Consider the following 25,960-nt stretch of genomic DNA (forward strand, 5'->3'; position numbering starts at 1 on the left):
CGCGCGTCAGGGGCGCGCCGGGGCGGCGCCGCTGCCCGCGTCCTGGCGCATCAGCCACTGCACCACGCCGGTGCCGCGGTGGTTCCAGTTGAAGCGTCGCGCGGTGCTGGCGTTGCGCGCGCAGGCGACGGCGTACGACGACGCCAGCGCATGCATGCGCCGGTCCAGCGCATGCTGCAGCTGCGGGTCGGTGCTGAAATAGCGGGCGGCGGCCACCGGCAGGGTCAGCTCCACGTTGTGCGAATCGCTGTACCAGCCGTCGGAGTTCTCGATGGCGACCAGCCTGGCCCGGTCGACGTGGGCCGACGACCAGTACCAGCTGATCTGGCCGCTAGGTCCGCTGCACGGGTCGCGCCAGTCCTTGCCGACCGTGGCCACGGTTTTGGCGTCGATCCAGCCGTAGCGCTCGAGGTAGCGGCCGAACGCGGTGATCATCGGCGGGATGCGCGCGTCCCCGGTGGCCAGCCAGGCATGCCACAGGCCGTCGATGATGTTCTGCGTCATCCACGGCGAGCTGCCCGGCACGTCGGTGGCCGCGTCGTACGGGTTGCCTTCGTGCATGTCCCAGCTGCTGCGCCAGGAGCCGTCATTGCCCAGGCCGTCGGGATTGTGCTGCTGGTGCTGGTACAGCCAGCCCACGCGATCGCCGATGTCTTGCAGGTATTCGCGCTTGCCGGTGAGTTCCCACGCGCTGACGATCTGCAGCAGGCCCAACCCGGCCTGCCGTTCGGTGAAGAACTTCTGGGTGAGCCCGGTGTAGGGGCCGGCGGGAATGGTCCAGCCGCCGGTATCCCACGCTCCCACCATGCGTTCGACCAGTGCCGTGTCGTCCTGGCTGTCGTCGCCGGTGAGGCCGAGCGCGAGCAGGGTCGGCTGGATGTAGACGTACTTCGGGTCGCAGGGGTTCACCTCGCCCAGCTTGAAACCGCCGCCGCACAGCGGCCAGCCCGGTGCGCCGAAGCGGCGGATGTGCGCCATGTAGAAGTGGTAGCTCTGGACCGCGGCGGCGAGGTAATCGACGCGGCCGGTGCGCACGTACTGCTGGAACAGCGCGGTGGGGCGATCGAACAGCCACGCCGAGCCGTCGCTGCGCGGAAGTTTGCGCGCCCAGGCGAACTGGGTTTCGAAGTAGCGGTCGTAGGCGCCGGGGGGTACCGCCGGCACTTGCGGGCCGGCGATCAGAGAAGCGGTCATCCATTGCGGGCTGAGCGTGGCCAATACGCCCGGCACGCGCACGCCGTCGGCACCGTCCACCAGCTCGTCGGCGTAGGCCCAGCCCGGCGCGGCGGTCGCGGTGGCGCCGACCGGCGCGAGGGCGAAACGCAGCTGCGCGCTGTCGCCGGCCAGCGTGGCGTGGAACTGCGCGCGCACGGCGCGGATGCCGCCGCCGTCGAAATGCCAGCGCAACGTGGCCTCGACATGCGCCGGCACGGGCTGGCCGCGCGCGTCCTCGATGCGCACCCGTCGCGCGTCGTCCAGCATGCCGGGCGGGAACGGGATGCCGACAGTCACCGCCACCCGATCGCCGACGGCGCCGTGGCGATGCAGGGTGATCGTCTGCCACTGCGCGCCGATGCCGGTCGGCGCCAGCCTGGCGATCGGTGGCGGCGCGCTGGCGCCTTGCGCGTGCGCGGTCGCGAGCAGCAGGCCGAGGCCGGCGAACAGTGCGCCCAGCCGCCGGACGAAGCCGCGCGCTGCGCGTGTCACCGGGCCGCGTCCCGTGCCGCCAGCTGGCGTTCCCACGCGAGCGCGGTGCGCACGATGAACTCCAGGTCGTCGTGGCGCGGCGCCCAGCCCAGGCGCTGGCGCAGGCGGTCGGCGCGGGCGATCAGCATCGGCGGATCGCCCGCGCGGCGCGGCTGCTCGGTCACCTGCAGGGTCGCGCCGCTGACCCGGCGCACCGTCTCGATCACCTCTCGCACGCTGTAGCCGTGGCCGTAGCCGCAGTTCAGCGTCAGCGACTCGCCGCCCGTGCGCAGGTGGTCGAGCGCGCGCAGGTGCGCCGCGGCCAGGTCCTCGACATGGATGTAGTCGCGGATGCCGGTGCCGTCGGGCGTGTCGTAGTCGGTGCCGAAGATGGCCAGGCCGGGGCGCTTGCCCACAGCATGCTCGCAGGCCACCTTGAGCAGCAGGGTGGCGTTGGGCGTGGATTGCCCGATGCGGCCGAGCGGGTCGCAGCCGGCGACGTTGAAATAGCGCAGGATCACGTAACGCATCGCGCCGGCGGTGCCGAGGTCGCGCAGCATCATCTCGGACATCAGCTTGGAGCTGCCGTACGGGTTGATCGGCTGCAGCGGGGTGTCCTCGTCGGCCACGCCGCCGGCCGGCGTGCCGTACACCGCCGCGGTCGAGGAAAAAATGAAGCGGTCCACGCCGGCCTCGACGCAGCAGGCGAGCAGGTTGCGCGTGTTGCAGGTGTTGTTGCCGTAGTACTTCAGCGGATCACGCACCGATTCGGGCACCACGGTGTGGGCGGCGAAGTGCATCACCGCGTCCACCTTGTGCTCGGCCAGCAGCCGCGACACCAGCGTCTGGTCTCCCACGTTGCCCACCACCAGCTCGGCGCCGCGCACGGCATCGGCGAAGCCGCTGACCAGGTTGTCCAGCACCACCACCCGCTCGCCGCGTTCGCTCAGCTGCTGCACCACGTGGCTGCCGATGTAGCCGGCGCCGCCGGTGACCAGGATCGTGCTCATGGATTGCTCCCGCCGGAAATCGGAAAATTGTCCCGCAACCACGTCGCGATGTCGTCCAGAAGGCGGCGGCGATCCACCTGCAGGGCGTAGGTGTGGTCGCTGCCGGCGAACAGGCGCGCGCTGATCTGCGGGCGGTCGGCCAGGCGCCCGAAGCACTCGCGGAACTGGCGCGGATGGTTGAAGTAGCGGGTCACCCCCCCGCTGTAGATGAAGTGCAGCCTGAGACCGCGGTCGAGCATGGTGGCCAGTTCCCGTTGCACCTGTTCGCGCGGCGGGAAACGTACCGCGAAGACGTCGTCGCCCTGGCTGGCGCGCGCCTGCAGGCTGCGGCTGATGAAGCGTTGCCAGCGCGAGCCGCTCCACAGCCGCGGCAGGTAGTGGCGCAGGCGAAAGCCCAGCGTGCGGTAGGCGTAGCCATCGAGGAAGACGGCGCCGGCCACGCGCGGCTCGTCGAGCGCCACGCCGTGCGCGTTCTGCGCGCCGGAACACAGGCCGAGCAGCACGAAGCGGCTGCAGCCGGCGTGACTGGCGAGCAGGCTCATCGCGTCGGCGACGTCCGCCTTCACCTGCTGCGCTTGCGAGCCCGCTTCGTCGGCGGCGCTGCTGTCGCCGAGCGAGGAAAGGTCGAAGCGCAGGGTGGGATAGCCGTCGGCGTTCAGCCGCCGGGTGAGTTCCACGTGCAGCCGGAACGGCCCGACCCGATGCACCATGCCGGCATTCAGCACGATCACGCCGACCGGCGCGGCAGGTGTCGCCGCATCGGGCAGCCCGGCCACGCCGACCAGGTGCTGCGCGCGGCCGAAGCGGAAGGCGCGTTCCGTGCTCATGCCGCCGCTCGCAGGTGGTCGCCGACGGCGCGGATCAGGTCGGGGGCGAGGATGGCGTGCTCCAGCCGATCCAGCACATCCCAACTGGCCGTGGACGACAGCGCGACGACCGCGCTGCCGGCGCCGAGCTGCGCGGGCCAGTCCGCATGCGTGGCGGCGGGCTGCGATGCGAACACGCGCACGGGAATCGTCGCCGGCGTCGCGCGCCAGCCGTCGAGCTGCCGGCGCAGGTCGGCGCCGACCGGAAAGCCCAGCCATTGATCGGCCGCGTCCTCGCGGCCGCGCGGCGCGGGGAAGCGCATCGGGTCCGCGCGCAGGGCCTCCTGCGCCGCGTCCAGCCGGGTCACGGATTCGTGGCCGTCCAGCAGCGGGTCCCACAGCAGGAGTTCCGCCAGGCGGCCGGCCGCGGCCGCTTCCAGCGCGATGGCGCCGCCCAGTCGTGCGCCGAAGCCGATCACCCGGCTGCAGCCGGAGCGTGCACGCAGTTCAGCCGCCGCGGCAACCGTGTCGGCCACGCAGCGGGTCCAGTCGCAGGTATCGCTGGGGCCGGCCGAGTCGCCGGTGCCGAAATAGTCGAAGCGCAGCGCGGCGACGCCTTGCAGCGCCAGTGCATCGGCGAGCTGGCGGTACACGCGATGGCTGCGAATCATGTCCTGGCCCAGCGGCGGGCACAGCAGCATGGCCGTGCGCGCCGGCCCGGCGACCGGATGATAGAGACCGAACAGACTCTCCCCGCTACCGAATTGGCACGGTTGTGCCGGTTCGACGCGCATCCGTCACCTCCGGTAGGCCACGCCGAGATAGATCTCGTTGGCATGGTAGCTGGCGCCGACGGTGTCGCTGTGACGCACGCGACGGGTGAACGACGCGTTCCAGCTCCAGTGCTCGGTGCGCTGGGTGGCAAGGATCAGGCCGAAGTTGGTGGTGCGGTCGGTGCGCGCCATCGTGTTGTATTCCATCGACTCGGTGTTGCCGAACAGCGACAGCGTGGTGCGCGGGTGCAGTCGGTAGTCGAGGCCGAGGGTGCCGCCGCGGCCGCGCTGGCTGTCGGTGGGGTCGTTGACGTAATCGAAGTTGCGGTACAGCGGCGCGATGCGCAGGTTCCAGCGCGTGCCGACGTAGGTGTAGACCACCTCGTAGCGCCGCTCGGTATAGACCTGCGAGCTGATCACGGTGGCACCGGTGTTGATGTTCGACGGTGCCGGCGCCGATTCGCCGGGGTTCTGGTCGAGCTGGTTGATCAGGTCTTCCGCCGCGTCGCCGTACTGGCGCGCACCGCGCAGCAGCAGGGTGCTGTTGGGGGTCATGCGCCAGGCCACGCTCAGCCGCGCCAGCGGCGTGTTGATCGACTGCGCCTGGTCGAACGAGAGCCGTGACCAGCCCACCGAGGCATTGACGTCGAGCTGGCTGAGGCGGCTGACCGAGCTGACGAACAGCTGGGTGCGGTTGTAGGCCGGACCGGCGTCGGCGTGGTCGAAGGTCACCCGCTCGGTTTCCGCGTTGGCCGACAGCGATGCGGTGGGGCTGAGATCCTTGAACAGGCGCAAGGCCAGCAGGCCGCGCGAGGAATCGAACTCGTTGGTCTTGGACGCGCGGCTGTCGATGTAGCGCAGTTCGGCCTGGCCGCGCACGGTCGGGTTGAGCCGGAAACGCAGGGTCGGGCCCAGCGTCAGCACGTTGGTCTGCTGCTGGTTGTCTGGCGCATTGCTGGAGAAGGTCGACAGCGGCTGCACGCTGGCCACGTCGCGCACGGTGAAATCCAGTCGCTCGGGCAGCACCGTCCAGTTCGCCTGGCCGGCGAGCTGGGCCAGCGTCTGGTTATCGAAGGCGTGCGCCAGGTAGTCGCGGTACTCCAGGTTGCCGACCACGTCGGCCTGGAAGGTGGAGCCTTCCTGCTGATAGCTGAAGTCGAAGCCCGGGATCAGCATGTTCTGGCTGATCGGGTCGGTTTCGGTCAGGCCGATGTTGTCGCTGTGGCCCACGCCGACGCGCCAGCCGTAGTCGAACTGCGCCGCCGATGCGCCGGTCGAGGCAATGACCAGCATCGACCCCAGTACGCAATTGCGGGTGCGATATGTCGACATGTGTGCGTGCCCCCTTGTCTTGTCCATGATCGTCGAGCCCTGAACCTGCGGAAACCGCATCCGATGGCTTGCCCCTGGCGCTGCGAGTCTGGCAGATCCGCGCGGAACCGTGCGGTGGGGCGGAGTGTCGCAACGCCCCGCCGGACGGCCTCACGGTGCGTGGTTGAACACCACTCCGGCCACCTTGTTCGCATCGAAACTGGCCACCGCCTGGCTGATCGCCGCCGGCGTGTCGCGGCCGTAGCCGGCCACCACCACCACCTGGTCGGCCAGCTCGGAGAGGATGCGCGCGTCGGGCGAGCCCTTGATCGCCGGCCCGTCCAGGAACAGGTAGCGGTCCGGGTAGCGGCAACGCAGCGAATCGACCACCGCGCGCATGCGGAACGAGGAGAAATACTCGCCGCTGTTCTCGCGCGTGGAACCGGCCGGGATCAGGCGCAGGCGCGGGATGCCGGTCGGGTAGATGATCGACTTGATGCCGATCGACGGCTGTTCGAGGAAGTTGATCAGGCCCTCGCTGCCGCGCGCCACCCCCAGCGCCTCGTGCTGGGTCGGGTAGCGCAGGTTGCAGTCGATCAGCAGGCTGGTCTTTGCTTCGTCGAAGGCGAACGCGAGGGCCAGGTTGCGCGCCACGAAGCTGCCGCCCGACTTGGGGCTGACCGGCACCACCATGGTCACGAAGTTGCGCTCGCCGCCGAGCCACAGCAAGCGCGTGCGGATCTCGCGGAAGGCATCGGACTGCGTTCGCACCGACTCGTCGCGGTGGATCAGCCGGCGCTCCTCCAGCTGCCGCGGCACCAGTGCACCGGTTTCCGACATCAGCGCGATCGAATGGCCCGGTGCAGCCTTGGCCTCGTCGCCGGCGGCCGCGGCCCGTTCGCGGGCCTCGGGCTCGCGCGAGAGCAGGTTGATTACCGACTTGTCATCGTCCCGAGCGTTCATGCCAGTCCCTTCAGCTTCAACCAGAACAGCAGCGCATAGGCCAGCACCACGCACAGCACGATCGCCACCAGCGCCAGGTTGCGCCGCCGCTCGCGCTGATGGTCGCCCGGTGTCGGGTAAAATGGAACGGTCGCCAGTACCGGCAGGCCGGTCGCCTGTTCCAGTTGCTCCGCCGAGCGCACGCGCGGATCGAAGCGGGCGAAGCCGAACAGCACGCCGAACGGGACCGCCAGGCCGGCGAGGATGCCGGCGATGCCGAAGTGCATGAAGCGCAGTCCCGAGGGCACCAGCGGCATCACCGCGGGGTTCTGCACCACGAACGAGGCGCCATCCTGGTCGGAGTCGAGGTTCATCGACACCCGCGCGCTTTCGCGGCGCTTGAGCAGGTCCTGGTAGACGTCCCGGTTGACCGTGTAGTCGCGGGTCAGCTCGGCGGTGACCGCCTCGGAGTTGGCGATGCGCTTGCTGCGGTCAAGCTCGGAGTCGAGCCGCGCCTGCGCCGCGCCCAGCCGCGCGGTGGTGGCGGCGATGTCCGAGCGCAAGGTGGCGAGCTGGCTGCGCATCTGCTGGTAGAGCGGGTTGAACTGCACGGCGCTGCCGTTGGTGCCGGTGTCGCCGATCGCGCGCGGCGCCTTGGCCGATTGCTGGTCGGCGCTGGCCAGCAGGCGGCGCAGGTCCTCGATCTGGTGGCGGGTACGCACCACGTCGGGATATTCGTCGGTGTAGGTCAGGCGCAGCTTGTCCAGTTTCGACTGCAGTTCGGCGAGCTGGCTTTCGTAGATGCCGTTGGAGGTCTGCACCGCGTTGACCTCCGACTCGCCGGAGAGCTGGCGCTCCAGCGAGCCGGCCTGCGAGCGCTTCTCCATCAGGTCCATCTGCGCCGTCTCGATCTGGTTGCGCAACTGGCTGATGCTGGCGTTGGTGTCGGCCTCGCTGCCCGGGCGCGCGTCGGCGTTGGCGTTGCGGTAGTCCTTGAGCTTGTTCTCCGCGTCGGTCAGCTTCTTGCGGTAGGCCTCGACCTGGCTGTCGATGAAGTCGAAGGCGTCGCGGCTCTCCTTCATCTTCGAGGCCACGCTTTCGCTGATGAACAGCTGGCCGAACGTGCGCGTCACGTCGAAGGCGCGCCGCGCGTCGCTGTCGTGGTAGCTGATGGTGATGAGGTTGTCGCGCGAGATCGTGACCAGGGTGCGCGCCTTGATCTCCTGGATCAGCTTGTCCTGGTCGACCGGGGAGGGTTTGTGCGCCATCCAGCCGCCGGCCACCAGCACCTGGTCCATGACCTTGCGGCTGAAGATCACCGCCTTGGCGATGCCGGCGCGGTTGGTGTTGCCGGTGGCGGCGGCGGCGCCTTCCATCAGCGGCGTGATGATGCTGCTCTTCTGCGCCAGGATGGTGACCGAGGCGTCGTAGCGCTGTGGCCAGTTGATGCCGGCGATCAGCGCCAGCATCGCGATCGAGGCAAAGATGACCGCCAGCGACACGCGTCGTCGCTTGGCCTCGGTCCACAGCACCGGGAGCAGTGCCAGCAGGGGATTGGGTTCTTCGTTCATGGACGGGTCGACTCGCGTGCCTGTGCCGGCAGCTCAGAACGCCCGCTGCGGCACGGTGATGACGTCACCCGGCTGCACCGGGTAGTTGGTCGTCAGGTTGCCCTTCTGCAGGATGCTGTCCAGCCGGATCGCGTACGACTGCGTGGCGTCGCCCGATTTGCGGTACAGCTCGGTGCGGTCGGGCGCGGCGAATTCGGTGGTGCCGCCGGCGGCGAGCACCGCGTCGAGCACGGTCATGCCCTGGCGGTAGGGGATCGACACCGGCGTGCGCACCGCGCCGGTCACGCGCACGCGCGAAAGGTATTCATGGCTGCGCAGCGAGGTGAGGATCACCGCCACCTGCGGGTCGCGCACGTAGGCCTGGAGCTTTTCCTTGATCTCCGCGGCGACCTGTTCGGGCGTGCGGCCGCCGGCCTGCACGTCGCCGATCAGCGGCACCGTGATCATGCCGTCCGGGCGCACGGGTACGCTGACGCTCAGGTCGGGGTTGTGCCACACCGACACCTGCAATTGATCGTCCACACCGATATGGTAGACGGCGACCGCCTGGGCTTCGGGGTTCACCGAAGGTGCCTGCGTCGAGCCGGGACCGGTGGCACAGCCGGCAAGCACGAGCAACAGGCCGAGCATGAGCAGTTGGCACAACGATTTCATGGCAATCCTCCTGATTGTCTTTCAGAATGTGCAGAATATCACGGCAGGAACGTCGACAACCGGATATGCGGACACGGCGCGCGGACTGCGCCGGACCGGCCGTCGGCCCGCTTCGCGCCGCGCCCCATCAAGGAAATCACGGGACAGTTACCTATGCAGCAGCTGGAAAACACCAGGGTCGCCATCGTCGGGCTGGGCTATGTCGGCCTGCCGTTGGCGGTGGAGTTCGGCCGGCGCTACGACACGGTCGGATTCGACATCCGCGCCGCACGGGTGGACGAGCTGCGCGCCGGCCACGACCACACGCTGGAGGTCGATGCGGCCGAGCTGGCGGCGGCCACCCGCCTGCGCTTCAGCGCCGAGCTGGAGGGCATCCGCGGGTGCAACGTCTACATCGTCACCGTGCCCACCCCGATCGACGCGGCCAAGCGCCCCGACCTGACCCCGCTGGTCAAGGCCAGCGAAAGCCTGGGTCAGGTGCTGGAGCGTGGCGACATCGTGGTGTACGAATCCACCGTCTACCCCGGCTGCACCGAGGAGGTCTGCATCCCGATCCTGGAGCGCGTCTCGGGGCTGGTCTTCAACCGCGACTTCTTCGCCGGCTACAGCCCGGAGCGGATCAACCCGGGCGACAAGCAGCACCGGGTCACCAGCATCCTCAAGGTCACCTCCGGCTCCACCCCCGAGGTAGCCGACTTCGTCAACCGGCTGTACGGCTCGATCATCACCGCCGGCACTCACCAGGCCAGCTGCATCAAGGTGGCCGAGGCCGCCAAGGTGATCGAGAACACCCAGCGCGACCTCAACATCGCGCTGGTCAACGACCTCGCCAAGCTGTTCAACACGCTGGGCATCGACACCCTGGAAGTGCTCGAGGCGGCCGGCACCAAGTGGAACTTCCTGCCGTTCCGGCCGGGTCTGGTCGGCGGCCACTGCATCAGCGTCGATCCGTACTACCTCACTCACAAGGCGCAGGAGGTGGGCCATCACCCGGACGTGATCCTGGCCGGCCGGCGCACCAACGACAGCATGGGCGAGTACATCGCCGGCCAGGTGGTGCGGCTGATGGTGCGCAAGGGCATCAACCCGGTGCATGCGCGCATCCTGGTGCTGGGATTGGCGTTCAAGGAGAACTGCCCGGACCTGCGCAACACCCGCGTGGTGGACATCGTGCAGGCGTTGCGCGGCTACAACACCGCGGTGGACGTGTACGACCCCTGGGTCGACGCGGCCGAGGCGCGGCACGAGTACGGCCTGGACCTGGTCCAGGCCCCTGCCGCCGGCGCCTATGACGCCGTGGTGGTGGCGGTCGGCCACCGCGAGTTCGCCGCGCTGGGCAGCGCCGGCATCCGCGCCTTCGGCAAGCCGTCCAGCGTGCTGTACGACGTGAAATACGTGCTGCCGCGCAACGAGGTGGACGGCCGCCTGTAGCCAGCGCCGCGCGCCGCGACTGCGTATCATGGGGAGGTTTCCCCGCCGCAGGCCGCCCGCGCATGAAAGTCCTCGTCACCGGCACCGCCGGCTTCATCGGTTCCCACGTCGCCATGCGCCTGCTTGAGCGCGGCGACGAGGTGATCGGCATCGACAACCTCAGCGACTACTACGACGTGGAGCTGAAGAAGGCGCGGCTGGCGCGCTTCGCCGAGCACCCGGGCTACCGTCACGAGCCGGTCGACCTCGCCGATCGCGCGGCGATCGAGGCGGTGTTCGCCCGCCACAAGCCGCAGCGGGTGATCAACCTGGCGGCGCAGGCCGGGGTGCGTTACGCCGCGCAGAACCCGCACATCTACGTGTCCACCAACGTCACCGGCTTCCTGCATGTGATCGAGGGTTGCCGTCACCACGACGTCGAGCACCTGGTCTATGCCTCGACCAGTTCGGTGTACGGCGCCGACACCAAGATGCCCTTCTCCGAGCACCAGTCGACCGAGCATCCGCTGACGCTGTACGCGGCCTCGAAAAAGGCCAACGAGATGATGGCGCACAGCTACGCGCACCTGTACGGCCTGCCGTGCACGGGGCTGCGCTTCTTCACCGTCTACGGGCCGTGGGGCCGGCCGGACATGGCGTTGTTCCTGTTCACCCGCGCGATCCTGGCGGGCGAGCCGATCAAGGTGTTCAACCACGGCCACCACAAGCGCAGCTTCACCTACGTCGACGACATCGTCGAGGGCGTCGTGCGCACGCTGGACAAGATCCCCGGCAAGGACCGCGGCTGGGACGGCAACGCACCCGACCCGGCCAGCAGCGGGGTGGCGCCGTACCGCATCTACAACATCGGCAACGAGCAGCCGGTGGAGCTGCTGCGCTACATCGAGGTGCTCGAACAGTGCCTGGGTCGCAAGGCGCAGATGGAGATGCTGCCGCTGCAGGCCGGCGACGTGCCGGACACCGAGGCCGACATCTCCGACCTGATCGCCTCGGTCGGCTACCGGCCGCGGGTGGGCGTGGAGGAGGGCGTGGCGAATTTCGTGCGCTGGTATCGCGACTATTACCGGGTCGGCGGGCAAGCCTGATCGACGTGGCGCGCGCCGCGGCAACGCCGGGGCGGCACAACCGCTACAATTACGGGCTGACGCCGTGCGGGTGCAGCCAGCCCATCCAGATGCCCAGCACGACCATGCCGATCAGCACCAGCGACAGGCCGATGCGGCGGGTCAGCGCCCACACCGTTCGTCGGTCGTCGTCCTTGTCCTTCATCATGAAGAACAGCGCCTGGCCGAGATTGAAGATCACCACCAGCAGTACCACCACCAGCGCGACTTTGTAGATGGTTTCCACGTGATCGGTCCGAGCGATTTCGACAGCGGCAGTATAGCCACCCGCGGCAGCCGCACCGCGTGAACGGCTTTCGCCGTCCGTCGTGGTGGGCGTTGCTGCTGACGGCGGCCGGCGCCTTGCTGTTCCTGCGCCTGGGCGTGTGGCAACTGCATCGCGCCGACTTCAAGGAATCGCTGCTGCGGCGCTATGCCGCAGCGGAAACCGCGCCATCGCAGGACTTCGCCATGGTGGCCGCCACGCCGCCGGCGGGCAGCTTTCCGCGCGTGCAGGTGCACGGCCGTTACCTTGCCGACCGGCTCTACCTGCTGGACAACCCCAAGCATGACGAGCGCGGCGGCGTGGAGGTGTTTGCGCCGTTCGAACTGGCCGGGCACGCGCCGCTGCTGCTGGTCGACCTGGGTTTCCTGCCCGGCAGCGGCAACAGCAAGGCGCCGCAACTGCCGCCGTTGCCGGCCACGCCGGTCGAGCTGCGCGGCTTGTACGTGCCGCCGCCGCCGACCGGTTTCGAGATGGGCGGCAATGCGCTGGCGCGGCAGACCCGCTGGCCGAAGCAGAGCATCTACCTGGCGATGGGCCAGGTGGCCGCCGACCTCGGCCGGCCCTTGTACCCGCGCGTGCTGGCGCTGGATGCGGACGCCTCCTCGATCTACGTGCGCCAGCACACGCTCGACCTCTCGATGCCGCCGGCGCGACACCGCGCCTATGCGTTCCAGTGGTTTGCCTTCGCCGTCGCCGCGGTGGTGATCCTGCTGGTGCTGCATCGCAAGCGCCCTCCGCGCGGGCGATGATGACCCCACCGATGTCCTGTGATGAATGTCCACGATGAACACCGCTGACCCCAACCGCACGCGCAAGAGCCGCATCCACCTGTTGCTGATCGCACTGGTGTTCCTGGCGCCCATGATCGCCGCCGGCGTGCTCACCTTTGCCGGCTGGCAGCCGGGCACCAAGGGCAACGGCCAGCCGATCGTGCCGCAGCGCAATTTCCTCGACGAGCACCTGCGCGTCGTGCTGGCCGATGGCGGCGATTACGCCTGGCGCGACAGCGAGCCGCGGATGACCCTGGTGGCGCTGGCCGGCCCGGATTGCGCCACGCAATGCCTGGCCACGCTCACCGCCATGGCCAAGGCGCGGGTGATGCTGAATCACAAGCAGGATCGCCTGCGCCTGCTCTACCTGGGCACGCCGCCTGCCGATGCGGCGGCACGCGAGGCGATGTCGACGTACTGGCAAACCGGCCGCGATGTCGACGGCAAGCTCGACGGCTATCGACCCGCCACGCCCGACAGCGTCGGCGCGCTGCTGGTGGAATCCAACGGCACCGCGCTGTCGTTCTATCCGCCCGGCTTCGATGCCGCCGGCCTGCTGCGCGACATGCGCAAGGTGATCAAGTGATGTCGGCGCGTCAGCGGAAGTTTCTGCGCGGCTTGTCGCTGCTGGCGGCGCTGTTCGCCTTCGGCCTGGTGATGTTCGGCGCCTTCGTGCGGCTGTCCAACGCCGGGCTGTCCTGTCCGGACTGGCCCACCTGCTACGGCCAGGTCACCTGGCCGCAGCACGCGCAGGCGGTGGCGCACGCCGACGCGGCGTTCCCGGACCGTCCGTACGAGGCGCACAAGGCTTGGCGCGAGCAGGTGCATCGCTTCCTCGCCGGCACGCTGGGCGTGATGGTGCTGGTGCTGGCGCTGGCCGCCGCGTGGCGGGACCGGCGCGTGCGCGCGATGGTGGTGGTCGGCGCGATATGCGCGGCGATCGGCGTGACCATGTACATGCGCGGCGAGCATGTGTTCTCGTCGGTGCTGGCGGGCGTGGCGATCGCCGCGCCGCTGTTCGGCGCGTGGCGACTCGGTGGTGGCGGCGCGCGGCGGATCAGCGTGCTGGTGTTCGCGGTGATCGTGTTCCAGGCGATGCTCGGCATGTGGACGGTCACCTTGCTGCTGAAACCGGTGGTGGTCACCAGCCACCTGCTCGGCGGCATGCTCACCTTCGGCCTGCTCTCGTACGTGGCGCTGCGTTTCGCCGGCGTCGCCGCGCCGGACCAGCGCCTGGCCGCGCTGCGCAGCCTGGTGGTGGCGGGCGTGGTGCTGCTGGCGTGCCAGATCGCGCTGGGCGGCTGGACCTCGTCCAACTACGCGGCGCTGGCCTGCGGCTACGGCCCGGGCTCGTTCCCGCAGTGCCTGGGCCAGTGGGCGCCGCCGACGGATTTCCGCGAAGGCTTCATCCTGTGGCGCGGCATCGGCGTCAACTACGAAGGCGGCGTGCTGGACATGGCCGCGCGCAGCGCGATCCAGATCGCGCACCGGATCGGCGCACTGGTGGTGTTCTGCTATCTCGGATGGCTGGCGTTCAAAGCGGCGCGCGGGGGTTTGCGGGCGCACGCGCTGGCGATCGCGCTGATCCTGCTGGCCCAGGTGACGCTGGGCATCAGCAACGTGTATTTCGGCCTGCCGCTGCCGGTGGCCACCGCGCACAATGGCGTGGCGGCCTTGCTGTTGTTTGCCCTGCTGGCGACGTTGGCGCGCACGCAGGCGGCCGTGCCGATATCAGAGGAGTCGTGAGCGAGATGGAGTTGATCCGCGAATATCTGCAGCTGACCAAGCCGCGCGTCGTCGCCTTGCTGGTGTTCTGCGCCGTGATCGGCATGTTCCTCGCCGTGCCCGGCCTGCCGCCGTGGCGCGGCCTGGTGTTCGGCACGCTGGGCATCTGGATGGCGTCCGGTTCGGCGGCGGCGTTCAACCACCTGATCGACGAGCGGATCGACAAACTGATGGTGCGTACCGCGCGCCGCCCGCTGGCCACCGGCAAACTCACCGCGCACCAGGCGCTGGCGTTCGCGGTACTGCTGGGCATCGCCTCGATGCTGGTGCTGGCGCTGCTGGTCAACACGCTGACCGCACTGCTGACCTTCGGCGGATTGATCGGCTACGCGCTGGTCTACACCCGCTACCTGAAGCGCGCCACGCCGCAGAACATCGTGATCGGCGGCCTCGCCGGCGCGATCCCGCCGGTGCTGGGCTGGACCGCGGTCACCGGCGAGTTGCACGCATTCGCGCTGCAGCTGTGCCTGATCATCTTCGTGTGGACGCCGCCGCACTTCTGGGCGCTGGCGATTTTCCGCCGCGAGGATTACGCACGCGCCGGCGTGCCGATGCTGCCGGTCACCCACGGCGTGGTCTACACCCGCTGGCAGGTGCTGTTCTACACCATCCTGCTGGTGCTGGTGACCCTGCTGCCGGCGATCACCGGCATGAGCGGGTTGCTCTACCTGGCTGGTGCGATCGTGCTCGACGCGGGCTTCCTCTACTACGCGATCCGCCTGCTCAACCCGCCCGACGAGCTGTACCCGATGAAAGTATTCAAGTACTCCATCGTGTACCTGATGGCCTTGTTCGCCTTCCTGCTGCTCGACCACTGGCTGGTCGACCCGCTGCTGCAGCATGGGGCGGTGCTGCAGCAGATCGGTTGAACGGTGGCGCGGGCTGCGCGCGCGTCGGTGGGGGGCTTCGGCGGGGGATTTTCGGATGAGTTGTCGGCGGCGACGGAAGGCGAGCGCGGTGTCGCCGCCTTCACCAGACGAAGCTGGTCGCGACCGTGTCGGGGCGGAGCATCCTGAAGCAGACGGGGTGGCAGCTGCCTTCCGGCAGGTCGGGGCAGAGCGTTTCCGCCAGCGTCAGGGTCAGGCGGCCGGCATCTGCGTCCAAGGCGGAAACCCGCGCGGCGCTGAAATCGAAGTAGCGGCCGGCTGCCGCGTGCGCACCCTTGAAAAGGCTCTCCTTGGCGGAGAACGCGATCGTGAGGAGCATGTCGTCGGACAAGTGACCGTGCTGCTTCTCCAGCAAGGCGAGTTCGCCCGGCGTGAAGGCGAGTTCCCGCACCGCGTCGCGGGCGGCGGCCTCGATGACCTCCTCGAAGTCGATGCCGATGCCCCTCACGGCCGACGCCTGGACGGCGATTGCGCCAGCGAGGTCGCGCGTGTGCGTGATGCTTCCCGTCACGCCCGCCTGCCACCGTGGTTCCCTCGATGATCCGATGCCAGGAATCGACGCAACGACGCCGAGGCGCTCGATCGCGTGGCGGGCCGCGATCCGGCCCGCCAGAAACTCGGCCTGCCGTTTGGGCACGGCCCTCTGCAGTGCAGCCGGAAGCGGCACGCCATGCTGCTCGAAGGCAGGCAGGGCGAACGCCGCGGAAGAGAACTCGATCACGAAGGCCGGGGGCAGTCGTGGGTCATCATCGCCCACTTCCAGCCAGCGTGCGCTGCGCAGCAGCGCGTCGTGCCCGTCGCATTCGGGCGAGGGTCGGCTGGATCTGTCTTGCGCTGTCAAGAATGTCTCCCTGCGTCCATCGGCTCCCGACGCAATCGAGGCCGCGGACCATCTTTGGTGCCGCGAGTGGTGCCGGGAGTCGGGGGCAAGCATAGTGGGATCGGGCAGCGCGCGCCGTCGTGGCGTTCGTTTCCCACGCCGGTGGCATGCAGTTTTTCTATCCATTTTCCGAGGTCACGCGCGGCCCGGCGATTGACAGTTTTGCACTGCGGCACGACAATGCGCGCGCCCTGCGGCGCGCTGCGCCGCACGGCTTCCAGTCCTGACAAACCAAGGCATATGGACGTTTACCCTAGTCGCAACGTCGACATCCGCTCGCTTCGGGTGCCGGCGCCGCACAACAACAAGTTGAACGCCTGCGGCGACCGCCTGCGGTCGGCTGGTGCTTTCCACTAGGGAAAGTCCGGCCCACTCCTGAGGACGCCGACGGCGTCGTTACCAGGAGATGAGCCGATGAAGCTCCTTCACGATTTCTTCCGCTGGCCGTTTGCCGGCGTCCGTGCCGTGGCGTCCCAGCCGGCGGCGTTGCCGCGTGATTTCAGCGTGACCGTGCCGGCCCCGTTGGCCGGGTCGGCGAGCCCTTCGCCGCAAACCCTGGAACCCTCGCGCAACGGACGACGCGAGCCGGCCTCGTTCCTGCGCTCGCCGCGTCGCCGGCGGCTGGGCCGCGCGCACCGATGATCCACCGCTGCGGACGCTGCCCCGGGCAGTCCGTCCGCGCCCTGCGCATTCGCTGACGCCACGCGCGTCTTTCCCGGCCACGCGTTACCCGGACGCACCCGATGAGCAAGCCATTCCCGACGCGCGGCCGCGATGCCGCCGGTGCGCCGCCGCCCGCCCTTGCGGCCACGCTCGGGCATGCGTTTCGCAGCCCCGAGGCGCTGCTGGACGCGTTGCAGAGCAACCCCGGCGGGCTCGACGCCGAACAGATACGCGCGCGCCTGCAGCGTGACGGCCTGAACGAGGTCTCGCGCGAGAAGCCGCCGCACTGGTCGCTGCAGTTGCTGCGCGCGTTCCGCAACCCGTTCATCGTGGTGCTGCTGGTGCTCGCCGGCGTGCAGCTCGCCACCGACGGCAACGATCTCACCGGGCCGCTCATCATCGCGGTGATGGTGGGCATCAGCGTGTTGCTGAGTTTCACCCAGGAGTACCGCTCCTCGCGCGCCGCCGAGCAGCTCAAGGCGATGGTGCGCAACACCGCCACCGTGCGGCGCCGCGCCTCGGACGGCCACAGCGAGCAGATCGAGGTGCCGGTGCGCGAACTGGTGGTGGGCGACATCGTGCAGCTGGCCGCCGGCGACATGGTGCCGGCGGACCTGCGCCTGCTCGGCGCCAAGGACCTGTTCATCAGCCAGGCGATCCTCACCGGCGAGTCGGTGCCGGTGGAAAAGGCGGCGCCCGCGGCGACGGTGCCCGGCGTCGTCGACGACCCGCTGGAACTGGCCAGCGTCTGCTACATGGGCACCAACGTGGTCAGCGGCACGGCCAGCGCGGTGGTGCTGGCCACCGGGGCGCGCAGCTATCTCGGCTCGCTGGCGCACAGCATGGCCGGTGCGCGCGTGCAGACCAGTTTCGATCGCGGCATCCGCTCGGTGAGCTGGCTGCTGATCCGCTTCATGGCGGTGATGGTGCCGGTGGTGTTCGTGATCAACGGGCTGGACAAGCACGACTGGGGCGAGGCGTTCCTGTTCGCGCTGTCGATCGCGGTGGGGCTGACCCCGGAGATGCTGCCGCTGATCGTCACCGCCAACCTGTCCAAGGGCGCGCTGGCGATGTCGCGGCGCAAGGTGGTGGTCAAGCGGCTCAACGCGATCCAGAACTTCGGTGCGATGGACGTGCTGTGCACCGACAAGACCGGCACGTTGACGCTGGACCGGATCGTGCTGGAGCGCCATCTCGACCTCGACGGCGAAGCCTCCGACCAGGCGCTGGAATACGGCTACCTCAACAGCCGGTTCCAGACCGGCCTGAAGAACCTGCTCGACAAGGCGGTGCTGGCGCATCGCGACCTGGAGGCGGCGGCGACGCGCTATCGCGTGGTCGACGAGATCCCGTTCGACTTTCAGCGCCGGCGCATGTCGGTGGTGCTGGCCGACGGTGCGGGCGAGCACCTGCTGATCTGCAAGGGCGCGGTCGAGGAGATGTTGTCGATCTGTGCCTGGGCGCAGACCGGCGGCGTGATCGAGCCGATGACCGGGGAACGCCGCCGCGCGATCAAGGCGATGACGCACAGCCTCAACGAGGACGGCCTGCGCGTGCTGGTGGTGGCCGTGCGGCGACAACCGGCGCAGGCGCATGCCTATGGCGTGGCCGACGAGGAAGGACTGGTGGCGGTCGGCTGCCTGGCCTTCCTCGACCCGCCGAAGGACTCCGCCGCCACGGCGATCCGCGCGCTGCACCAGCACGGCGTGGCGGTAAAGGTGATCACCGGCGACAACGAGGCGGTGACCCGCAAGATCTGCCGCGAGGTCGGGCTCGACGTCGGCGAATCGGTGCAGGGCCGCGACATCGAATCGCTCGATGACGCTGCGCTCGATGCGCTGGTCGCGCGCGTCACCGTGTTCGCCAAGATGTCGCCGCTGCAGAAGGCGCGCGTGGTGCGCTCGCTGCAGCGGCTCGGCCACACGGTGGGCTTCCTCGGCGACGGCATCAACGACGCGCCGGCGCTGCACGATGCCGACGTCGGCATCTCGGTCGACACCGCCACCGACATCGCCAAGGAGTCGGCCGACATCATCCTGCTGGAGAAGAACCTGATGGTGCTGGAGGAGGGCGTGCTCGAAGGCCGCGTCACCTTCGGCAACATCATGAAGTACATCAAGATGACCGCCAGCTCGAACTTCGGCAACGTGTTCAGCGTGCTGGTGGCCAGTGCGTTCCTGCCGTTCCTGCCGATGCTGCCGTTGCAGATCCTGGTGCAGAACCTCTTGTACGACATCTCGCAGCTGTCGATCCCGTTCGACCGCATGGACGAGGAATACCTGAGCAAGCCGCGCAAGTGGGATGCCGGCGACATCGGCCGTTTCATGGCGTGGATCGGCCCGGTCAGTTCGATCTTCGACATCACCACGTTCTGGCTGATGTGGCACTACTTCGGCGCCAACTCGCCGGCGCACCAGTCGCTGTTCCAGTCCGGCTGGTTCATCGAGGGCCTGCTCTCGCAGACCCTGATCGTGCACATGATCCGCACTCGGCGCATCCCGTTCCTGCAGAGCGTGGCCTCCGCGCCGGTGCTCGGCTTGACCCTCGCGATCATCGTGCTCGGCATGCTGATCCCGTTCAGCACGCTCGGCGGCAAGATCGGCATGGTGCCGCTGCCACCGATGTACTTCGCCTGGCTGGCGCTGACCCTGGCCAGCTACTGCGTGCTGACCCAGCTGGTGAAGGTCATCTACATCCGCAGGTACGGGCGTTGGCTCTGATCGCCATCCGCGTCTCTGATTCCGCACCCCGGGTGATTGCGCCGATCGGCGCGGGTCACATCTGGCGGAACAGGTGCAGATACGTGCGGCTCACGGGCAGCACCTCCGCGCGGCCCTTCAGGTGGATGTCCGCGGTCTCGTTTTCGCCACGCAAGACATGGCTGATCGCGCGGAGATTCACCACCACGGAACGGTGCACCTGCACGAAATGCGCAGCATCCAGTTGCGCCACCAGTTCCTTCAGCGGCGTCCGGATCAATCCCCCGGCTGTCTTGCCGTCGTCGCCGCGCCATGCAACCAGGGTGTACTTCTCGTCAGAGCGCAGGAAGTCGATCTGGTCGACCGAAACCAGGCGCAGCGCCTGCCCGACCGAAACGCGGATCCAGCGCAGCGGCGTCAGTGCCGCCTTCTTGCAAAGGTGCGCTTCCAGTTGCTCCAGAAGCGTGCGGGTGTCGGGTACCGGTTGCGCGGCGCGCAATCGTTCCTGCAGACGCGCCACCGTGTCGCTCAGGCGTGCCAGTTCCACCGGCTTCACCAGGTAGTCAAGCGCACCCTGTTCGAAGCCCTGCACAGCGTACTGGTCGAACGCGGTGACGAAGACGAGATGTGCACGGCGATCGATGAAGCGCGCCACCTCCACGCCGGACAGGGCCGGCATATGCACATCGAGAAAGCAGATGTCGGGCCGCAGCGCCTCGAACTGCTCGACGGCCTCGCGGCCGTTGCGCGCCTGGGCGACAACATGCAGTTCGGGCCAGGCCTGCGCAAGCAGCCGCATCAGCTGCTTGCGCAACAGCGGCTCGTCATCGGCGATCAATGCAGTGGGGCGCGAACTGCTCATGCCGGCCTCTCCCGCGCAGGAAACTCGAGTTCGGCGCAGACGCCCTTCGGTTCGAGCGGCAGCAACCGCAACTGCGTATCGCCGCCGAAAGCCAGCTGCAGGCGCTCGCGCAGGTTCGAAAGTCCGGTGCCCAGCCCATCGCCGGCCCGCCCCAGGCCGACGCCGGTGTCGATGACTTCAGCGCGGCAGCGCCCGTCCCTCACGCGCACGCGCACATCGATCCGGCCGCCTTCCTCGCTCGGGTCGATGCCATGCCGTACGGCGTTCTCGACCAGAGTCAGCAACGTCATCGCCGGAAGATGCGATGCCAGGGCCGCTTCATCGGCGTGCAGCGTGAACTGCAGGCGGTCGGGCATGCGCATGTGCATCACTTCCAGATACGCGCGCACCAGCTCGATTTCCTGTGCAAGTGTGGTCATCGGCTCGTGCAGGCGCGGGACCGCCGCACGCAGGTACGCGATCAGGCTGCCGAGCACCGCGGAGGCCTGCGGCGAGCCGGAATCGACCAGCTCGCGCACGTTGGCCAGCGTGTTGAACAGGAAATGCGGCTCGACCTGCGCCTGCAACAGCCGCAGACGGGCTTGCGCGGCATTGCGCTCGTACTCGCTGCGTTCCAGCTCGAAGGCCAGCGCCTGGCGCTGCGCGTGGCCGTTGATGTGCCGGTACAACGCCGTCATGGCGATCCATGGCGTCAGCAGGAGGCCCAGCCCGGTGATCATCGCGAAGCCGGACAGCCGGTCTGCATTGCGCGGCCAGGGCACTGCGTCGCCAAACGTGGTCAGCGAATAGGCGATCGCCACGGCGAACGGCACCGCAATCGCCACGCCTGCGACCTGCAGCACCCAGCGCGCCATCCAGCGCGGCAGGCGCCTGGGCCAGCGCTCGAACAGTCCGAAGACCATCAGCTGGAACAGGCCCAGGAACATCATGCGGACAAACAGCACGGCCCACGGACCCTCCCAACTCGGCAGCAGGAGAACGCTCAGCACCAGGCTCGTCATCAGTACGAGCCGCACGCGTCGCCAGCCCAGCAGGCGGGGGTGCAGACCTCGTGGTTCTAGCGCGGGAGCCGTGGTCGCCATGGACCAACTATAAAGTAGGGTGCGGGTGGATTCGCACTGTGCGACCCGGCTCCGCAGCCCATCGCCGCCGTTCGTCCACGGCGATCGTCAGTCGACCCGCCCAGGCCGTCGTCCATCGCAAACGGCTCGCTTTCGCGCCTTCCCGCGGTCAACGTTTCGCTCGCGAAATCCGGCACGGGAGAGGGGTGGGACATGACGTGGCAGTTGATGGTGCATATCGTTGGCGGAGCCCTGGGTCTGTTGTCCGGAGCCGCGGCCATGATCGCGGCGAAGGGCAGTCTGCCCCATCGCATGGCGGGTCGCGTCTTCTTTGCCTCGATGCTGGTGATGGCGGTCATGGGTGGATATATCGCCGTCCTGGCGGGCGTGCGTGTCTCGGTATTGGCGGCGGTACTGACGGCCTATCTGGTCAGTTCGGGCCGGCTCGCCGCCCGGCGCGCCGACGGCGAGGCCGGCATCCTGGAATGGCTTGTACTGGCCGTCGGGGTTTCGGTTGCCGCCTATGGCCTGCATCTTGGCATCGAGGCCCGGAGCGGCCGCGCAGACGTGCTCGACGGCACGTTCGTCGTTCCCGCGGCGATCTACTTCGTGTTTTCCGGGATCGCCGCCTTCGGTGCCGTCAGCGATGCATGGACGCTCGCGCGTGGCGGCCTGAAACGCCGATCCCGAGTCCTGCAGCACCTCTGGCGAATGTCCGTGGCGCTCTATATCGCGGCCAGCTCGTTTTTCACCGGGCAACAGGACCTCTTCCCGGAGACCTTGCAGGGCTCGTTCCTGCTCCAACTGCCGGAGCTTCTGGTGATCGGCCTGCTTGTCTTCTGGGCGCTGCGGGTCGCGCTGTCGAAGCGGTACCGCGCGCAGAGGCCTGCGAGGGTGGATCAGACAAAGGAAGTGAAATCGCCATCACTCTGAGGAAACGACGGATTCGTGCAACTTCGAAATTCGCCCGAAATGCGCAGGGGAGCGGAACTCGTCAGCCGCCGCTGTCGTCCCCTGCAGGGGCTGGTCGTCCATGCGGTCCTCGCGACTGCCCCAACCATCAGTCCGCCTCGCGATCATCCCCGACCATCGAATGCACGCGCCGCGCCGCGTAACGCCGCGCCACCACCGCGCACACCATCAACTGCAATTGATGGAAGACCATCAGCGGCAGCACCAGCGCGCCGAGGCCGCCGGCCTGGCCGGCGAAGAGGATCTTCGCCATCGGGATGCCGCTGGCCATGCTCTTCTTGGAGCCGCAGAACACGATGGTGATCTCGTCCTCGCGCGAAAAGCCCAGCCGGCGCGCGGCCCAGGTGACGGTCGGCATCACCACCGCCAGCAGCAGCGCGCAGGCGGCCAGGATGGCGAGCAGGGAAGACGGCGGCGTGTCGTGCCACAGGCCTTCGACCACCGCAGCGCTGAAGGCGGTGTAGACCACCAGCAGGATCGTGGCCTGGTCGGTGAAGCCAAGCAGCGGCTTGTGCCGGTCCACGAAAGTGCCGATCCAGCGTCGGGCGAAGTGGCCGAGCGCGAACGGCAGCAACAGCAGCAGCACGATGTCCAGTACGCCATGCCAGGAGACGCCGCTGCCGTGGCTTTCCAGCAGCAATCCCGCCAGCAACGGGGTCAGCACGATGCCGAGGAGGTTGGACGTCGACGCGCTGACCACCGCGGCCGGCACGTTGCCGCCGGCGATCGAGGTGAACGCGATCGACGATTGCACGGTCGACGGCAGCAGGCACACGAACAGCAGGCCCAGGCTCAGCTCTGGCGTCAGCACGGCGTCGCCGAGCGGGCGCAGCGCCAGGCCGAGCAACGGAAACAGCACGAAGGTGCTGGCCAGCACGGTCAGGTGCAACCGCCAGTGCGTCATGCCCTGCACGATCGCTTGGCGCGGCAGCTTGGCGCCGTGCAGGAAGAACAGCAGCGCGATGGCCGCATCGGTGACGAGGTCGAACACGCGTGCCGTTCCGCCCTCGCAGGGCAGCAGCGAGGCCAGCAGCACCGTGCCGAGCAGGGCCAGCGTGAAGTTGTCGGGAACCGCGCGACGCCCAGGAGCGTGGGCGGTAGAAACTTTCGAGGCGAAAAAGTGGCTGCGTGAGAACAGATTCATGACGATTCGCTGGCCCATAGTGGTTCTATGGGCCAAGAAGCGGCGGGAATATGGACCACGCAGGCGCTTTTGCAGCCCGGAAGATTTCTAGCGCCCACGCTCCTGACCATGCAGGCGGTTCAGTCCAGCGTGCAGCGGGCGCGGCGGCGGTGCCGCCACCAGGAGACCAGCAGCACCAGCAGCAGGATGCCCAGCAGCACCCACAGGCTGGCCTGGCCGCGATGCATCCACGTCAGCAACCACTGGTGGTTGTCCGCGCCGACGAAGCCCAGGTAGACCCAGAACGGCACGCTGATCAGCGCGGCGCTGCCGTCGAGCAGCAGGAAGCGCAGGAACGAGACCCGGTGGGTCATGCCGGCGGTGAGATAGATCGTGGTGCGCATGCCGGGCAGGAAGCGCGCGATGAACAGCACGCGGTTGCCGTAGCGGTGGAACTTCTCCTGCACCTTGGCGTAGCGCGCCGGGGTGAGGATGCGCGCCACGAAGCGCCATTGCAGGATGCGCGCGCCGTGGCGGTAGCCGAGCAGGAAGATCGCGCAGTCGCCCAGCAGCACGCCGAACATCGCCAGCGCGACCATCGCGTGCACGTTGGCATAGCCCAGACCGGCGATCACGCCGCCAGCGACCAGGGTGATGTCTTCCGGCAGCGGCAACCCGGCGCCGCAGATCATCAGCGCGATGAAGACCGCCAGGTAGCCGTTCTCGGCAAAGATCGTGACCAGCTGCTGCAGCAGATCCATCAGTGTTTTCGTGCCTTCTGCCGTCGCGTCCCGGTCGCGGCCGTGCATGATCCCACAGCCGCGGCGCCCTTGCGGCGCGCCGGGACAGCATGCCGCACGGCGCGTGCGGCCTCCGGCAGCGCGGCGGCGTTCATGCCGGCGCCGTCGGCGGGGCCACGCGGGCGGCCAGCAGTTCGCGCAGCTCGGCCTTCTCGGCGCTGTCCAGCGCGCCTTCGCGGCTCTTGGCGGTGAGCGCGTCGCGGCGCTGGCGGACGGATTCTTCCTCCATCCGCCGCAGGGCGTCGAAGAACTCGGCGGCCTGCGCCTCCGCTTCGCCCACCACGGTGGCGGCCATCAGTTTCTGCAGCGCCGGGTATTCCGGCCGCTCGGCGAAATGCTCCACCAGCATCGCCGGGTTGATGCCGGGACGCGCGCGCGCCAGGTCGAGCAGTTCGGCCAGGAGCTCCACGCCGGGCTTGTCCAGGCGCAGGAAGCGGTAGGGTTTCTCCACCCGGTCGGCCATCCCCGGCTGGGTCAGCAGCAGCGAGATGGCGCTGCGCACCAGGCTGCGCTGCACCGCCATCGGACGCTGCACCGCGCGATGGGCGGCGGGGTCGGCCTGCAGCATCGCGCGGGCGCCGCTGCGTTTTTCCAGCTCCTGCGCCATCAGGTCGCGGAAGGCGCCGTCAGGCAGCTTCGCGATCAGCGGCCGCGCGCGCTCGGCGAGCCGCGCGCGCCCGTCGAGGCTGGCCATGTCGACATCGCGCGACAGCTCGTTGAAGAAATAGTCCGACAGCGGCATCGCTTCCTTGATGCGCCGTTCGAAGCCGGCCTTGCCTTCCTTGCGCACCAGCGAATCGGGGTCCTCGCCGTCGGGCAGAAACAGGAAATACGCCTGGCGGCCGTCGCGCAGCCGCGGCAGCGCGGATTCCAGCGCCTTCCACGCCGCGGCGCGGCCGGCGCGGTCGCCATCGAAGCAGAACACCACGTCGGGCGCGGCGCGGAACAGCAATTCGGTGTGCTCGGGCGTGGTCGCCGTGCCCAGCGTGGCCACCGCGATCGGCAGGCCGGCCTGGTGCAGCGCGATCACGTCCATGTAGCCCTCGACCACCACGATGCGGGTCAGGTTCGTGTTGGCCTGCTTCACCTGCCACAGCGCGAACAGCTCGCGGCCCTTGTGGAACAGCGTGGTCTCCGGCGAATTGAGGTACTTGGGGGATTGCTCCGAGCTGAGCACCCTCCCGCCGAAGGCGATCACGCGCCCGCGCCGGTCGAGGATCGGGAACATCAGCCGTTCGCGGAAGCGGTCGTACTTGCTGCCGCGTTCGCCGGTGGAAACCATGCCGGCCTCCTCGAGCAGCTCCATGCGGCGCGGGCTGCTGCCCAGCGCCTTGCTCACGCCGTCGTAGCCGGCCGGCGCCCAGCCGAGACGGAAGCGCGCGATGGTATCGGCGTCCAGGCCACGCTTCGTGCAATACGCCTTCGCCTCGACGCTGCCCGGCAGCTGCTGCTGGTACCAGCTGGCGCTGGCGTCGAGCAGGGCGTAGAGATCGGTCTTGTCCTCGCGCGGGCGCTCGTCGCGGCCGCCTTCGCGCGGTACGGTGAGGCCCACGGACTGCGCCAGTTCCTCCACCGCGTCGGGGAACTCCAGCCGGTCGTAGTCCATCAGGAACTTGATCGCGCTGCCGTGCACGCCGCAGCCGAAGCAGTGGAAGAACTGCTTGGCCGGGCTGACGTAGAACGACGGCGTGCGCTCGTTGTGGAACGGGCAGCAGGCGGTCCACTCGCGGCCGGCCTTCTTCAACGGCACGCGCCGCTCGATCACGTCGACGATGTCGACGCGGGCGAGCAGTTCATCGATGAAGCTGTCGGGGATCAGGCCGCGCATAGACCGCCTAGTCTAGTCGGTCGCCGCCGGGGAGGCGCACTGGCGCCGACCGGTGGC

24 protein-coding genes are annotated in these 25,960 nt (G+C 68.7%); 9 read left to right on the plus strand and 15 right to left on the minus strand.

Annotated features, from left to right (window positions below; all coding sequences use genetic code 11):
* Window positions 1-6: 6 nt before the first annotated feature.
* From ACVCMC_RS15440 to ACVCMC_RS15475, 8 genes are all read right to left on the minus strand, one after another.
* Window positions 7-1,707, minus strand: coding sequence for a hypothetical protein (locus ACVCMC_RS15440; protein ID WP_447097942.1), 1,701 nt, complete (start codon window positions 1,705-1,707; stop codon window positions 7-9).
* A complete protein-coding gene (galE, locus tag ACVCMC_RS15445; RefSeq protein ID WP_447097943.1) occupies window positions 1,704-2,696 on the minus strand; it encodes a UDP-glucose 4-epimerase GalE in 993 nt (330 codons plus the stop codon). The genes ACVCMC_RS15440 and galE overlap by 4 nt, the downstream gene beginning before the upstream one ends.
* Complete coding sequence (locus ACVCMC_RS15450; RefSeq protein ID WP_447097944.1) at window positions 2,693-3,523, minus strand: alpha/beta fold hydrolase; 831 nt, start codon at window positions 3,521-3,523, stop codon at window positions 2,693-2,695. Before ACVCMC_RS15450 ends, galE begins: the two co-directional genes overlap by 4 nt.
* On the minus strand, window positions 3,520-4,296 hold the full coding sequence (locus ACVCMC_RS15455; protein ID WP_447097945.1) for a serine aminopeptidase domain-containing protein: 777 nt from the start codon (window positions 4,294-4,296) through the stop codon (window positions 3,520-3,522). The genes ACVCMC_RS15450 and ACVCMC_RS15455 overlap by 4 nt, the downstream gene beginning before the upstream one ends.
* Before the next feature lie 3 nt (window positions 4,297-4,299).
* On the minus strand, window positions 4,300-5,607 hold the full coding sequence (locus tag ACVCMC_RS15460) for a hypothetical protein (RefSeq protein ID WP_447097946.1): 1,308 nt from the start codon (window positions 5,605-5,607) through the stop codon (window positions 4,300-4,302).
* A 150-nt stretch (window positions 5,608-5,757) separates the two neighbouring features.
* Complete coding sequence (locus ACVCMC_RS15465; RefSeq protein ID WP_447097947.1) at window positions 5,758-6,549, minus strand: polysaccharide biosynthesis protein; 792 nt, start codon at window positions 6,547-6,549, stop codon at window positions 5,758-5,760.
* Window positions 6,546-8,099: an XrtA system polysaccharide chain length determinant gene (locus tag ACVCMC_RS15470; RefSeq protein ID WP_395120354.1), complete on the minus strand. Its 1,554-nt coding sequence runs from the start codon at window positions 8,097-8,099 to the stop codon at window positions 6,546-6,548. Before ACVCMC_RS15470 ends, ACVCMC_RS15465 begins: the two co-directional genes overlap by 4 nt.
* A gap of 33 nt (window positions 8,100-8,132) precedes the next feature.
* On the minus strand, window positions 8,133-8,753 hold the full coding sequence (locus ACVCMC_RS15475; RefSeq protein WP_395120353.1) for an XrtA/PEP-CTERM system exopolysaccharide export protein: 621 nt from the start codon (window positions 8,751-8,753) through the stop codon (window positions 8,133-8,135).
* Between the two features lie 153 nt (window positions 8,754-8,906).
* Here ACVCMC_RS15475 and tviB point away from each other — a divergent pair, with 153 nt between their 5' ends.
* Together tviB and ACVCMC_RS15485 are read left to right on the plus strand one after the other, a co-directional pair.
* Window positions 8,907-10,184, plus strand: coding sequence for a Vi polysaccharide biosynthesis UDP-N-acetylglucosamine C-6 dehydrogenase TviB (gene tviB / locus ACVCMC_RS15480; RefSeq protein WP_447097948.1), 1,278 nt, complete (start codon window positions 8,907-8,909; stop codon window positions 10,182-10,184).
* A 62-nt stretch (window positions 10,185-10,246) separates the two neighbouring features.
* Entirely contained in the window at window positions 10,247-11,269 is a 1,023-nt protein-coding gene (locus ACVCMC_RS15485) for an NAD-dependent epimerase (RefSeq protein ID WP_447097949.1), read from the plus strand.
* A 49-nt stretch (window positions 11,270-11,318) separates the two neighbouring features.
* Here the strand turns inward: ACVCMC_RS15485 and ACVCMC_RS15490 are convergent, their stop codons facing one another.
* Window positions 11,319-11,534: a twin transmembrane helix small protein gene (locus ACVCMC_RS15490; RefSeq protein WP_395120350.1), complete on the minus strand. Its 216-nt coding sequence runs from the start codon at window positions 11,532-11,534 to the stop codon at window positions 11,319-11,321.
* 59 nt (window positions 11,535-11,593) lie between these two features.
* Between ACVCMC_RS15490 and ACVCMC_RS15495 the strand changes: the two genes are divergently transcribed.
* From ACVCMC_RS15495 to cyoE, 4 genes are read left to right on the plus strand one after another with little or no spacing between them, the layout of a single operon-like run.
* The gene (locus tag ACVCMC_RS15495; protein WP_447097950.1) at window positions 11,594-12,322 is read left to right on the plus strand and encodes an SURF1 family protein; all 729 of its coding nucleotides are present in this window, start codon (window positions 11,594-11,596) and stop codon (window positions 12,320-12,322) included.
* Between the two features lie 34 nt (window positions 12,323-12,356).
* Window positions 12,357-12,929: a hypothetical protein gene (locus ACVCMC_RS15500; RefSeq protein ID WP_447097951.1), complete on the plus strand. Its 573-nt coding sequence runs from the start codon at window positions 12,357-12,359 to the stop codon at window positions 12,927-12,929.
* Window positions 12,929-14,089 (plus strand): COX15/CtaA family protein, encoded by a 1,161-nt coding sequence (locus tag ACVCMC_RS15505; protein WP_447097952.1) that lies wholly within the window; start codon window positions 12,929-12,931, stop codon window positions 14,087-14,089. The genes ACVCMC_RS15500 and ACVCMC_RS15505 overlap by 1 nt, the downstream gene beginning before the upstream one ends.
* Window positions 14,090-14,094: 5 nt before the next feature.
* Entirely contained in the window at window positions 14,095-14,997 is a 903-nt protein-coding gene (gene cyoE / locus ACVCMC_RS15510) for a heme o synthase (protein ID WP_447097953.1), read from the plus strand.
* Between the two features lie 100 nt (window positions 14,998-15,097).
* Here cyoE and ACVCMC_RS15515 read toward each other — a convergent pair whose 3' ends face one another.
* Window positions 15,098-15,856 carry a 4'-phosphopantetheinyl transferase family protein gene (locus ACVCMC_RS15515; protein WP_447097954.1) on the minus strand — a complete coding sequence of 253 codons (759 nt, stop codon included), beginning with the start codon at window positions 15,854-15,856 and terminating at the stop codon, window positions 15,098-15,100.
* 453 nt (window positions 15,857-16,309) lie between these two features.
* On the opposite strand from ACVCMC_RS15515, the gene ACVCMC_RS15520 reads away from it, so the two are divergent.
* The gene (locus ACVCMC_RS15520; protein ID WP_395120344.1) at window positions 16,310-16,537 is read left to right on the plus strand and encodes a hypothetical protein; all 228 of its coding nucleotides are present in this window, start codon (window positions 16,310-16,312) and stop codon (window positions 16,535-16,537) included.
* Between the two features lie 101 nt (window positions 16,538-16,638).
* A complete protein-coding gene (gene mgtA, locus ACVCMC_RS15525; protein ID WP_447097955.1) occupies window positions 16,639-19,278 on the plus strand; it encodes a magnesium-translocating P-type ATPase in 2,640 nt (879 codons plus the stop codon).
* A 55-nt stretch (window positions 19,279-19,333) separates the two neighbouring features.
* On the opposite strand, the gene ACVCMC_RS15530 is transcribed toward mgtA, so the two are convergent.
* Window positions 19,334-20,119, minus strand: coding sequence for a LytR/AlgR family response regulator transcription factor (locus tag ACVCMC_RS15530; protein WP_395120342.1), 786 nt, complete (start codon window positions 20,117-20,119; stop codon window positions 19,334-19,336).
* On the minus strand, window positions 20,116-21,108 hold the full coding sequence (locus tag ACVCMC_RS15535) for a sensor histidine kinase (RefSeq protein WP_447097956.1): 993 nt from the start codon (window positions 21,106-21,108) through the stop codon (window positions 20,116-20,118). Before ACVCMC_RS15535 ends, ACVCMC_RS15530 begins: the two co-directional genes overlap by 4 nt.
* A gap of 285 nt (window positions 21,109-21,393) precedes the next feature.
* Here ACVCMC_RS15535 and ACVCMC_RS15540 point away from each other — a divergent pair, with 285 nt between their 5' ends.
* The gene (locus tag ACVCMC_RS15540; protein ID WP_447097957.1) at window positions 21,394-22,113 is read left to right on the plus strand and encodes a hypothetical protein; all 720 of its coding nucleotides are present in this window, start codon (window positions 21,394-21,396) and stop codon (window positions 22,111-22,113) included.
* Window positions 22,114-22,240: 127 nt separating this feature from the next.
* Here the strand turns inward: ACVCMC_RS15540 and ACVCMC_RS15545 are convergent, their stop codons facing one another.
* The 3 genes from ACVCMC_RS15545 to dnaG all read right to left on the minus strand — a co-directional run bounded on the left by ACVCMC_RS15545 (window position 22,241) and on the right by dnaG (window position 25,903).
* A complete protein-coding gene (locus ACVCMC_RS15545; RefSeq protein ID WP_447097958.1) occupies window positions 22,241-23,296 on the minus strand; it encodes a bile acid:sodium symporter family protein in 1,056 nt (351 codons plus the stop codon).
* A gap of 119 nt (window positions 23,297-23,415) precedes the next feature.
* Complete coding sequence (locus tag ACVCMC_RS15550; RefSeq protein WP_447097959.1) at window positions 23,416-24,036, minus strand: DedA family protein; 621 nt, start codon at window positions 24,034-24,036, stop codon at window positions 23,416-23,418.
* A gap of 130 nt (window positions 24,037-24,166) precedes the next feature.
* The gene (dnaG, locus tag ACVCMC_RS15555; protein WP_447097960.1) at window positions 24,167-25,903 is read right to left on the minus strand and encodes a DNA primase; all 1,737 of its coding nucleotides are present in this window, start codon (window positions 25,901-25,903) and stop codon (window positions 24,167-24,169) included.
* Window positions 25,904-25,960 lie beyond the last annotated feature (57 nt).

It is taken from the genome of Rhodanobacter sp. UC4452_H20, assembly GCF_052978205.1.